The organism is Shewanella aestuarii (assembly GCF_014647215.1).
Lineage (GTDB): Bacteria > Pseudomonadota > Gammaproteobacteria > Enterobacterales > Shewanellaceae > Shewanella > Shewanella aestuarii.
In genome coordinates this window covers 275,009-286,693 of the sequence record NZ_BMOT01000002.1, presented here as the reverse complement: position 1 = coordinate 286,693, position 11,685 = coordinate 275,009, and the positions used below count along the sequence as shown (strand labels likewise).

General features: G+C 43.0%; 9 protein-coding genes. 6 read left to right on the top strand and 3 right to left on the bottom strand.

Going from position 1 to position 11,685, the window contains the following annotated elements; all coding sequences use genetic code 11:
* Positions 1 to 26: 26 nt before the first annotated feature.
* Both hrpB and IEY03_RS05120 read right to left on the bottom strand, forming a co-directional pair.
* Positions 27 to 2,612 carry an ATP-dependent helicase HrpB gene (gene hrpB / locus IEY03_RS05125; protein ID WP_229778195.1) on the bottom strand — a complete coding sequence of 862 codons (2,586 nt, stop codon included), beginning with the start codon at positions 2,610 to 2,612 and terminating at the stop codon, positions 27 to 29.
* Positions 2,613 to 2,732: 120 nt separating this feature from the next.
* Positions 2,733 to 5,033: a putative bifunctional diguanylate cyclase/phosphodiesterase gene (locus tag IEY03_RS05120; protein ID WP_188840277.1), complete on the bottom strand. Its 2,301-nt coding sequence runs from the start codon at positions 5,031 to 5,033 to the stop codon at positions 2,733 to 2,735.
* A 278-nt stretch (positions 5,034 to 5,311) separates the two neighbouring features.
* Between IEY03_RS05120 and thpR the strand changes: the two genes are divergently transcribed.
* Positions 5,312 to 5,872, top strand: a complete 561-nt coding sequence (gene thpR / locus IEY03_RS05115) for an RNA 2',3'-cyclic phosphodiesterase (protein WP_188840276.1) — start codon at positions 5,312 to 5,314, stop codon at positions 5,870 to 5,872.
* Between the two features lie 84 nt (positions 5,873 to 5,956).
* Here thpR and pepB read toward each other — a convergent pair whose 3' ends face one another.
* Entirely contained in the window at positions 5,957 to 7,237 is a 1,281-nt protein-coding gene (pepB, locus tag IEY03_RS05110; RefSeq protein ID WP_188840275.1) for an aminopeptidase PepB, read from the bottom strand.
* 155 nt (positions 7,238 to 7,392) lie between these two features.
* On the opposite strand from pepB, the gene sfsA reads away from it, so the two are divergent.
* From sfsA to folK, 5 genes are all read left to right on the top strand, one after another.
* Complete coding sequence (sfsA, locus tag IEY03_RS05105) at positions 7,393 to 8,097, top strand: DNA/RNA nuclease SfsA (protein WP_188840274.1); 705 nt, start codon at positions 7,393 to 7,395, stop codon at positions 8,095 to 8,097.
* Between the two features lie 117 nt (positions 8,098 to 8,214).
* Positions 8,215 to 8,658 (top strand): RNA polymerase-binding protein DksA, encoded by a 444-nt coding sequence (dksA, locus tag IEY03_RS05100; RefSeq protein ID WP_188840273.1) that lies wholly within the window; start codon positions 8,215 to 8,217, stop codon positions 8,656 to 8,658.
* Positions 8,659 to 8,725: 67 nt separating this feature from the next.
* On the top strand, positions 8,726 to 9,607 hold the full coding sequence (gluQRS, locus tag IEY03_RS05095; protein WP_188840272.1) for a tRNA glutamyl-Q(34) synthetase GluQRS: 882 nt from the start codon (positions 8,726 to 8,728) through the stop codon (positions 9,605 to 9,607).
* A gap of 196 nt (positions 9,608 to 9,803) precedes the next feature.
* Positions 9,804 to 11,156: a polynucleotide adenylyltransferase PcnB gene (locus IEY03_RS05090; protein WP_373290835.1), complete on the top strand. Its 1,353-nt coding sequence runs from the start codon at positions 9,804 to 9,806 to the stop codon at positions 11,154 to 11,156.
* Positions 11,156 to 11,659, top strand: a complete 504-nt coding sequence (folK, locus tag IEY03_RS05085; RefSeq protein WP_188840270.1) for a 2-amino-4-hydroxy-6-hydroxymethyldihydropteridine diphosphokinase — start codon at positions 11,156 to 11,158, stop codon at positions 11,657 to 11,659. Before IEY03_RS05090 ends, folK begins: the two co-directional genes overlap by 1 nt.
* Positions 11,660 to 11,685: the final 26 nt, after the last annotated feature.

Genomic DNA, 11,685 nt, shown 5'->3' with positions numbered 1-11,685 from the left:
CATGCATTAGATAGGTTCTAACGGGCTTATAAGCCTGGGGTTTTCTTTTTAGTAAATTTGGTTGCCGTGGTATTTACAGGATCATCAGGCCATAAATGCTTTGGGTAACGGCCACGCATTTCTTTTTTTACGTCTACATAGGGACCTTGCCAAAAACTGGCTAAATCTGCGGTTGTGGCTAGCGGCCTGTGCGCCGGTGACAATAATTCCATGGTTACTGTTAATTTACCATTAAATAATCTCGGGCTTTGCGCCATTCCCAATGCTTCTTGCAGTCTGACACTGAGAAATGCTCGTGCCTGGGTATGTTCAAAATAAGCCTGACCATGCTCATCAACAGGCAACTGGTATCGAATTGGCGCATAGGTTCCTGTTGCCATTAGCCAGCGAGTGGGAGCCAAATCATTCAATGTTTGTTGTAACTCCCACGTTAAATGATTCAGCAACAGTTTGCTGCAATCCAATTTGGCTAATTGCGCTAAATTACGTACCTCTGTTAGATAGGGCGTTAACCATTTATCGATGCTTTCCATCAGACCACTATCGCTGTAATCAGGCCATGCTAGATGCTCCGACAAACAACTAGCCATAATGACTCTTAATTGCAGCTGCTTAACACCGTCATCGATATTTAAAACAGATAGCCCATTTTGCTGCACCAATGCCACAAGGGCACAGCGGATATCATCATTGCTGACACTATTATCTCGAACCGATTTCAGTAAAATACTGCCGAGTTGTGTTTGTGTCTCAGCAAAAAAACGCCCCTTAGCATCATCCCAACCACTGACTCTTTGAGTCGTGACTAAATGTGCCAGCTCATGATTAATTAAGCGCTCATCCAACGCACAAGCAAGATAGACTCTACCGGCCGTTCGACCTTGGGTTTCTTGAAAATCAGCCACCACTAACCAAGGTGCATGGCAAAGAGGATCTTGTGGGTCAAGGGTGACGCCCGTGCCGTTACTGAGGAGAAAACCCAACTGACCGCGGGCTTTAGCTATTCTATCTGGATAAGCTAATCCTAAAAGATGGCCAATATCGTAATCATTAGCCCCACTTACGGCTTGTTTCAAATCCCCCGATAAAGACAGCTTTTTTTGCCAAACTTTTGCCTGCTGCCCCATTTGGCCTTGGGTTGCCATCGATAAATAACCGCTAATATCAGCCCCTTTACCAGGTAATCCACGCGCTTCGACAATGCAGGCCAACAAGCAGGCAAGTAATGCAAAATGCGGCGTGGTATTTATCTCTGCTAGCACTTTAGCTTGAAGCAACATATGAGCCAATCGAGGGTGACAACCTAAGTGATGCGCCTCTCGGCCAAGCGAGGTTAATTTGCGGTCTTTATCCACCAATTCCAGTTGCTGTAATAGCTGCCATGCTAACTGCTCATTTACTTTAGGTGCTGGAGTAAGTAGGGCTAAATCGCTAAATTGCTTTGCCCCCCAACAGGCACAATCTAAGGCCACAGTGGTTAATTCAGATAATACAATTTCGGGGGGAGTGACTTTTAATAATCGACCGTGCTCTTCCTGACTCCATAATCTGACAGCTTTTCCTGCAGATAATCGCCCTGCTCGGCCACTGCGCTGTATGGCTGATGACTGGCTAATTCGGGTTAAACTCAGTTTTGACACCCCAGTTTTGGGATTGAAATTTGCACTACGTTGATAGCCGCTATCAACCACTATGGTGATGCCTTCGATAGTTAAACTGGACTCTGCAACGTTAGTGGCTAAGACAACTTTGCGCCATCCATTTGCTGTCGTTTGAATAGCTTTATCTTGCTCTACTGAGCTTAAGTCGCCATATAAAGGGCACAGTAAAATATCATCAGCTAATTTAGGTGCCAGCATGGCGGCAAGTCGATTAATTTCTGCTTTACCGGGCAAAAATGCTAACAAAGAGCCTGGCTCACTAGCATCACTATTTGAGTTGTGATTGGTTGAGCTTGTCATCAACTCGGTGATCACTTTAGCCATGTGACTGAGCCAGTCAGCTGAAGCGCCCATTGGGACATAGTCTATATCAACAGGAAAACTGCGGCCCTCACTGAATACTACATGCGCATTAGGCATTAAATCTTGCAACGATAATCCCGATAATGTGGCTGACATCGCCATTATTATCAAATCATCACGTAAAGACGATTGCACCTCCAAAGCAAGCGCAAGACCAATATCTGTAGGTAAATGGCGCTCATGAATTTCATCAAAAATGATCATATCAATGCCGACTAATTCAGGATCATCTTGAATCATTCGCGTTAAGATACCTTCAGTGACCACTTCTAGCTGAGTATGCGCACTAACCTGACTGTCACCACGAACTCGGTATCCCACTTGCTGGCCGACAGGTTGCTTCAATTGCTTGGCAATGAATTTAGCAATATTACGCGTAGCCACTCGCCGAGGCTCCAACATTAATATTTTGCCCTTAATTAGGCCTGATTGAAGTAAAGCTAATGGTAAGGCTGTTGATTTACCCGCCCCTGTTGGAGCTTGGAGAATAATTTGATTAACACTCTCTACTGCTTGAAGGATTTCAGGAAGTACCGCCGTAATAGGAACATCGAAAGCTGAAAGAGTCATATTGGTTAGATCAGTCATTGGCCAACTTGAAAGTAAATAGCCGTAAAAGCCATTTTAGGCTACGCGCTTTATGGGGTGTAGGAATAACACTGACGGCAAGTTTACTGACACTGATATTTATTGCAAATAACAAGCAGATTAAATATCGTAAATCACTTCATCTGGTGAATGCAGCGCTAACCAAGGAGAACGGATCCCCGATGTAAGTGTGGATAATGGGCAAGGTTTATTGATGGCATAACCTTGGGCATAATCCACTCCCAATGATTTAAGTTTTATGCCAATTTCAGCGGTTTCGACAAATTCAGCAATCACCTCAAACTCCATGTCTTTTGCTAGCTGACAAATGGCCGAAACAATCGCTTTATCGCTACGGTCAGAGCAAACGTTTACTACAAACTGACCATCAATTTTGACAAAATCCACATCTAATGTTTTTAAATAGGCAAAACTTGAAAAGCCTGAACCAAAGTCATCTAAGGCTAATTTACAACCTAATGGACGCAACAAATCAATTAATGCCGTCGCTTGCTCGAGTTGGCTTACTGCGGCAGTCTCAGTAATTTCAAAGCACAATTTATCAACTAACTCAGGCTCAACCATTAAACGCATTTCAAGCCAGCCCATAAATTTTTGGTCGGCCAATGACATCGCAGACAAGTTAACAGAGACCATCGACATTTCACGCCAAATTTTAAGGTTTTCTCCGCCCCATTTGAGCAGATTATCAATAACCCATTGATCCACTCGCGAGGCTAAATTATAACGCTCTGCTGCCGGTAAAAAGATGGCTGGCGACACATATGCGCCATCTTCTTGCACCATTCGCAGCAAAATCTCCATGTGCAAACCCTGTTCATTTTTATCAAGCGGTTCTATTAACTGATAAAATAACTCAAACTGATTCAGGGCAAGCGCGCCTGTAATATCCACTGAAGCTATCATTTGACTATATAAAATATGAACTTGCGGATCATCGGAATTAAAATAATGCCAACGATTTCTCCCTTCTTCTTTTGCTAAACGGCACGCAGCATCAGCTTGGCTCATGACCTCGTAAATATCTTTAGAGCTATGACTAAATGTTGAAATACCAATGCTAATGCTGACATTATGTTTAACTTTCTTCCATTTAAACTCATGCTCCGACAACTGCTGGCATATCCGCTTTGCCACTTGTTTGGCCGCAACTTCATCAGAGTAGTACATTAAAATACCAAACTCATCGCCACCTAAACGGGCAACCACATCGCCTTTGCGCACCAGCTGCTTAAGTCGCTTGGAAACCTGCTGCAACAGTTCATCTCCGGCTTGATGACCACTAAGATCATTCACCACCTGAAATTGATCTAAATCGAGAAATGCCACGCATGCTGGAATATCTTCATCATTGGACAGAAGCTCATCTAACATACCTTCAAATTGCACCCGATTGGGTAAACCCGTTAATGCATCGTGGTTTGAATGAAAGGTGAGTTCATCTGCCAAACGATAACGCTCTGTGACATCTTCAACCATAAGCAATAGCTGTTGTTGCAAGTTCAGCGCATGACAAAAGCTCATTTTGTACCAATGAGTTGATAGCCCTAATTTTATTGGAATTTCACACCATGCCTGGCGAAGTACGCCCTGTCTCACGATATGCAGCGTGTCTTTCAATAATGCATGGTCATCATGTCTAAGACCGTCAAACAAACTTTGGCCAATTTGAAACTTGAGCATATTGTCAGACACTTGATTTTGTAACACCACTTTATCTTCAATATCAATCAAAGCACATGCCATAGGCAAATGGCTAAACAACTCTTGATATTGCTTCTCTTTACTGTCAAGTAAACTCGATAAACGAGTCAGTTCAAATGCGCTTGCTAGCTGAAAACAATGTTCGTCTAACATTGATTGCCAAAAACTCTCGCAACTCAACGGTTTTTCTTGCTTAGAAAGCATTGCCACAGGCTGAAAAGTCGTAGCTATTAACACCATTGTGACATTACCCACGCACACAGCAGGAGTAACTTCACCATGAAATATGCGGACACTTTTATCTATGTGCAGACTTAAATATTGCGATATTTTTTGGGCTTGCTGACTATCTGGGGAGGTAAGTTCTTGAAAAATATGTACAGGATGTTGATGACTTAATAACGCATCAATTAACGCTTGATCGTTTTCGATGGCTTGGGTTAATTGACCTTGAAACGATAAATAATCACGAAAATGACTGACCACAGTAGTAATGGATGTATCCACTACCTCTAAACTTGCCGAAAAAGTATTATTGCTATGGCAACTTTTAATCGCGAATACGGCATCACAATTAAGCTGTTTACACACAAACGCCAACACATCATCCAGCATCATAATGGAAGTGTTTTCGCTGTCCTGTAAAGAACCATTAGCTAATGCTAGTTTCAACAATTGTGGAGTACTTTCAGCCATTCATCAACTCAATTAAGTTAGCTTTAACATTTTCGGAAACCTACTAAATCAGCAGATCCATTCCATATATACGCACGATAATCTATCCCTGATCTGCCGACCTATTTTTGTTGTTATGCTAGCAAAAATGTCCCAAGGCACGTTTTTGTTTGTTGATTGATAATCACTCAAGAATAACAATAGTAGAAAACAAGGTGTTAGTCAGTAAGACATCATGTTATTTTTCATATTATGACACTGTGTAACTCGATATTGCGAGATAACTAAAGAAGCTGAATATGCAAAATACCACTAAAAGGTTATTTCTTGGATTTAGCGTCAAAAAAACTCTAGAGTGTCAATTTTTTGATATGCAGCAAAAGCTTACATTATACATTAATACAGAAGCTTTAGCTGTATTACAATCTAACATGCATATTACCCTTGGCTTTCTAGGCCAGGTAAAACCGTCTTGCATACCCGCGTTGTTAACTGAGGTCGATGCGCTTGAGAAACCATCATTCGAACTCGTGTTATCTGCAATCTCTTGCTGGCAAAAACCACAAATCATTTGTTTACAAGGCCAGGCTCATACACCACTTTTAACCATGGCCTCACAAGTTCAGCAGATAGCTGCCAAGCTTGGTTTGCATCAAAGTACATATCATTATTGTCCCCATCTCACCCTCTTTCGACGGGCAAGCTGTATGACTTTACCTCAACAGCCCGTCATGGGTTTGAACGACTTACTCCCCGTTAACGTTCCTGTGTCACAGCTACACTTATATGAATCATACAATAGCCAATCTGGCGTGCAGTATGACATACTGCACAGCTGGCCATTGGTGCCAGATCAATAAATAGAAAAATAAAAGCCATCTTACGATGGCTTTTATTTTTACCGATAACCTTTACACAAAAAGGTTAACTTTCAGCACAATGACCTAGCGTTTTAATAGCTCGGCAACTGTCAGTACGCCGTGAGCAGTCGCTCCTGCGCCCCATAGGCCTGTTGCGGAAGATTCAAATGCTGCCGCTAAATCAATATGAAGCCAGTTTGCATTAGGTGAAACAAAGCGCCACAAGAAACCCGCGGCATTAGATGCCCCACCAGCACCGCCACCTTTAACAGGGCGACTATTTGCTGTATCTGCATAAGCTGATGGACATGCATCACGATGCCAAGGATCTAATGGCAACGGCCACACATTTTCACCCACGGCTGCAGCACATTGTTGCGCCATTTTGATTGTCTCGGTTTGTGGCGAGAAAATCGCATTATATTCATTACTCACGGCCATTACGGCTGCACCAGTTAACGTGGCGGCATCGATAATTAATTTAGCACCTGATTCAGAAGCCGCTTGCAAGCCATCAGCAAGCACTAATCGCCCTTCAGCATCCGTGTTGACAATTTCAACTGTGGTGCCATTTTTGTAGGTAAGAATATCGCCTAATTTGAATGCATGACCACTGACTAAGTTTTCAGCACAACATAAGTACAACTTCACGCGTTTATTTAAGCCTGACTTTATCGCTAAGCCCAAGGCTGCAGTTACCGTAGCAGCACCACCCATATCGCATTTCATCGCCAACATACCCACAGAGGATTTTAGACTATATCCACCTGAGTCAAAGGTAATGCCTTTACCGACCAAGGCAATATCCACGGGCGCGTCTGCAGATAAAGGATTGAAATCTAACTCAAGTAATGCTGGCGGACGGTCACTACCACGACCAACGGCATGAATACCTACCCACTTTTTCTCTAATAACGCCTGACCCTCAATGAGATTGAAACTGACTTTGTCGCCGCCGATAGCTTTAAGCCAGTTAGCAGCTTGAGTGGCCAAAGATACTGGAGAAAGATCTTCTGGGGTATCATTCGTTAACTTGCGCGCAAAATTAGCCGCTTCAAGACGATGTGCTAGGGTTTGTTGCTCTGCTTCATCGCCACACCAAAGTACTTCATAACCTGGTTTTGCTGTTGCAAACCCTTGCGCAAACACCCATTGTAAATCTAGCGTCCATAACTCACCTTCAAGTTGAACTTGATTGATCCCTTGGCTACGAATTTTACGAGCGGCCATTTGTACTTGGCGTAATGGGGCATTGCCATTTAAATGAATGAAGGCCTTTTGCCCTTCAAAGGTGACATCGGCTTTTCCCCAATGTAAAGAAGGAGCTGCTTGGGTTAAAGTGACGGTCATTACTTGTACTTGCATGATAAATTCCTTGTTTTGCCGCGACTGTGAGTGACATCAGTCTAAAAACTAACTCGCTAAACTGATATGACGAAATTAAAACGAGTATATCAGCAGTCACATTCTTTTATCTAATGCTGTATGGTTGCCATTATTTACGGCAAAAATATCACATTATGGACTTTACTCCCCCTCTACAACATGGCCGATTAATCAAACGTTATAAGCGCTTCTTAACTGACATTATTTTAGATGATGGCAGCGAAATCACGATCCATTGCCCCAATACTGGATCAATGAAAAATTGCTTATATCCAGGGCAAAGCGTGTGGTTCTCAGAATCTGCCAACCCCAAACGCAAATATCCTTATACGTTTGAAATCATGCAATCAGATGAGCAACACCTCATTGGTATTAACAGTGGTCGAGCCAATGCTCTGGCAGAGGAAGCTATTAACAAGGGAATAATTAGTGAGCTAAACGGCTACACAAGTTTACAAAGGGAAGTCAAATACGGAGAAGAAAATAGCCGAATTGATATTCTTTTAACTGGCCAAGACAAACCTAAGTGTTATATTGAAATTAAGAGTTGTACTTTGTTAGAAGCTGGAGTGGGTTATTTTCCTGATGCTGTTACAACGCGGGGACAAAAGCATCTGCGAGAACTCATCCAAATGGTACAACAGGGCCATCGCGCGGTATTATTGTTTGTGGTACAGCACAGTGGAATATCAGTAGTCAAACCCGCTAAACATATCGATCCTCTTTACGCAGACTTACTCAAGCAAGCAATTAAATTAGGCGTTGAAGTGCTGGCATACCAAAGCTCTGTTTCACCCCATGCCAGTTTTATTACCGGTCCATGCAAAGTGATTGCGTAGATCAAATAATAACGATTTATCCAGTAAAAAGTTTGCCTCGCTATACAGATTCTGGTATAGATAGCGGCCGTAAAATTAAGACGCAATTTAATCGCAAATGATAACAGGAGATGCGTTATGCCTGAAGGCACGAAAAAACTTGGCGTACTCGCTATCGCAGGTGTAGAACCTTACCAAGAGAAAGCCGGTGAGGAGTATATGAATACCAAGCAACGTGGTCACTTTAAGCTGATCCTCGAAGCATGGCGTAACCAATTGCGTGAAGAAGTAGACCGTACACTGACTCATATGCAAGACGAAGCTGCTAATTTTCCAGATCCTGTCGATCGTGCAGCTCAAGAAGAAGAGTTCAGTTTAGAACTTCGCGCTCGTGATAGAGAACGTAAGCTCATCAAGAAGATTGAGAAAACATTACAAAAAATCGAAGAAGACGATTTTGGTTTTTGTGACTCATGTGGTATCGAAATTGGTATCCGTCGTCTTGAAGCAAGACCAACAGCTGATCAATGTATTGACTGCAAAACATTAGCAGAAATCAAAGAAAAGCAAATGGCTGGTTAAATACGTTTAGGGCGAGATTATTCTCGCCCTTTCTATTTATCCCCCTCAAATTATATTGCATTAAGATATGTCATATATCGGACGCTTTGCGCCATCCCCGTCAGGTTCACTCCATTTTGGTTCATTAATTGCTGCTCTTGGCAGTTATCTGCGCGCCCATAGTTTAGCTGGACAGTGGCTGGTGAGGATGGAAGATCTTGATCCCCCTCGTGAAGTGAAAGGGGCTAGTGACGAAATACTCCGTACACTTGAAGCCTATGGCTTGAATTGGCACGATTCAGTACTCTATCAAAGCAAGCGCAGTCAAGCCTACCAAGATTGCATCGAACAGCTTCTGGCAAACAATCAAGCCTATTATTGCCAATGCACGCGAAAAATGATTAATGCTATGGGCGGGGTATATGATGGCCGTTGTGGTAGCGGAGTAAAATCGCATTCAAGCGGGGCGATTCGGCTACGTAACAGTGCCAAAGTGGATCATTTTTGCGATATCAATAGAGGCGAAATTTGGGTTGACCAAGCGTTTGCGGCTGAAGACTTCATTATAAAACGCAGTGATGGGCTATTTGCATACCAGCTTGCTGTTGTATTAGATGATGCCTTTCAAGGCATAACGGAAGTCGTCAGAGGCAGTGACTTATTGGAAGCCAGTTGTAGGCAAATATGTTTATTCAATATGCTGAATGTCCCTGCACCAACATGGTTACATTTACCGCTGGCTTGCGCCAAGCCAGGATTCAAACTCTCTAAACAAAACTATGCACCAGCAATTGATATCAAGGCTCCCCAGCAAAGCCTTAATGCAGCACTGGCCTTTTTAGGTCAAGCCACTGTAGATATTGATCACGTTGATGTGATGCTTTCACAGGCCATTAGCCAATTTTCGTTAACCAATATCCCCAAGCAAGCAGAAATCATTTTGCCGCAAACCGCTTGCGAGTCACCCTAGCTTAAAAGCCAGCAGTGAATTTAATCGCCAGTACTTATCACGCTCCCTATCTACTCATTCGATCGCAATTGGTATATCATACCCGCCAGATTTTTAATCAATGAATTTAGCTTCAACGAGGTGTATTATTTTTCGCCGTATTAGTCAGTTCTGCAAACAATTATTTGATGATAATAAAGCAGCACCCGAGCTCGAAATGCCGTCTGTAGAAGAAAATGGCTTACGTTTGGATATCATAAACCGTGATAGCCACGATATTTCGCGCCGCCAAATCAGTGAAAATGCACTCAAAGTGCTTTATCGACTGCACAAGTCAGGGTTTAAAGCCTATTTAGTGGGTGGTGGTGTTCGTGACATCTTATTAGGGCTAGAGCCCAAAGATTTTGATGTGGTCACCAACGCTACGCCAGATGAAATTAAAAAGCTGTTTCGCAATTGTCGTTTAGTGGGACGTCGTTTTCGTTTAGCACATATCGTGTTTGGACGCGACGTGATTGAGGTTGCCACCTTCCGCGGTCACCACGGTGAGAACAGCGATAACATTTCCAAATCGAATGCTGAAGGTCGCCTTTTACGTGACAACGTTTATGGTGAGATTGATGAAGATGCTGAACGTCGTGACTTTACCGTTAACGCGTTGTATTACGATATCAGTGACTTTTCTATCCGTAGCTATGGCGGCGGGATTGATGACTTACATGCCCGTAAAATCAAATTAATTGGCGATCCCGAAACCCGTTACCGTGAAGATCCTGTGCGCATGTTACGCGCGGTAAGGTTTGCCACTAAATTAGACATGCAAATCGAAGCCATTACCGCTGCACCGATTAAATCATTAGCGCCGTTATTAGCGGATATTCCTGCTGCGCGAATGTATGAAGAAGTCTTAAAGCTTTTCTTTGCCGGTAAAGCCCAGGCTAATTACCAAATGATGCAAGACTTTGGTTTGTTTGCTCCTTTGTTTCCCCAAATTCAAGGTGTGATCTCTGAATTACCAAAAGGTCATGCGGTTAAGATGTTACATTTGGTTATGCGCAGCACCGATGAGCGTGTAAACCAAGACAAACCTGTTACCCCGGCATTTTTCTATGCCGCGTTATTATGGTATCCATTAAAACAACGCGCAGATGATATCGCCCTTGAAAGTGGTCTGCCTTTGTATGATGCGCAAGTCGCGGCGATGGGCGATGTAATGGAAGAACAGTGTCGAACAATCAGTATTCCACGACGCTTTAGTACACCAGCAAAAGATATCTGGCTATTGCAAATGAGATTTGAACGCAGCCAGGGTACTCGTGCATTTAAGCTGTTAGAACACCCTAAATTTCGTGCAGCGTATGATTTACTATTATTACGTGGTGAAGCTGAAGGCGGTAACGCGGCTAAGCAAGCGAGTTGGTGGCAAGCCTTTGTTGAGGGCGATGAAGCACAACGTAATGTGATCGCAAAAAGCTCAAACAAAGCTGGTGGTAACCGAAATCGCAATGCGACTCAGCGAAAAAGAAAGCGTAAACCTGCCGCTAAAAGCCCTGATACCTCGGTTGAATAATGACCTTAATTTATGTCGCTTTAGGCGCAAATCTTGAACAACCAGTGCAACAGCTTAATCAAGCTGTTGCTGCATTAGAAAAGATGGCTGATTTCGGCGAACTCACAGTTTCTAGCTTTTATAGCTCGACACCTATGGGTGACATCAGCCAGCCAGACTATATCAATGCAGTTGCCCGCTTTCAGACTCAGCTAGCCCCGATAGCGTTATTAGATGCGCTACAAAATATTGAACAACAACAGGGGCGAATCAGAAAAGCACATTGGGGGCCTAGAACATTAGATCTTGATTTGTTGTTATATGGGCAACAAGTGATTGACCAGCCCAGGTTACAAGTACCGCATTATGGTATGAAACAACGCAATTTTGTCTTGGTCCCCTTAGCTGAGATTGCTAGAGATTTAATCTTACCTTGTGGTCAGGCATTAACATCTTTAGTAACCACAGAAATGCACCAGTCACTGCATAAATTATCCAGTAAAGAGTTGATTTTACCACTTTAGAGTATATGCTCCATAGCGTATTAATT

Bases quoted from the DNA above. Each gene is read 5' to 3' on its own strand.
- hrpB (WP_229778195.1), bottom strand. From the start codon at position 2,612: ATGACTGATCTAACCAATATGACTCTTTCAGCTTTCGATGTTCCTATT.
- IEY03_RS05120 (WP_188840277.1), bottom strand. From the start codon at position 5,033: ATGGCTGAAAGTACTCCACAATTGTTGAAACTAGCATTAGCTAATGGT.
- thpR (WP_188840276.1), top strand. From the start codon at position 5,312: ATGCAAAATACCACTAAAAGGTTATTTCTTGGATTTAGCGTCAAAAAA.
- pepB (WP_188840275.1), bottom strand. From the start codon at position 7,237: ATGCAAGTACAAGTAATGACCGTCACTTTAACCCAAGCAGCTCCTTCT.
- sfsA (WP_188840274.1), top strand. From the start codon at position 7,393: ATGGACTTTACTCCCCCTCTACAACATGGCCGATTAATCAAACGTTAT.
- dksA (WP_188840273.1), top strand. From the start codon at position 8,215: ATGCCTGAAGGCACGAAAAAACTTGGCGTACTCGCTATCGCAGGTGTA.
- gluQRS (WP_188840272.1), top strand. From the start codon at position 8,726: ATGTCATATATCGGACGCTTTGCGCCATCCCCGTCAGGTTCACTCCAT.
- IEY03_RS05090 (WP_373290835.1), top strand. From the start codon at position 9,804: ATGCCGTCTGTAGAAGAAAATGGCTTACGTTTGGATATCATAAACCGT.
- folK (WP_188840270.1), top strand. From the start codon at position 11,156: ATGACCTTAATTTATGTCGCTTTAGGCGCAAATCTTGAACAACCAGTG.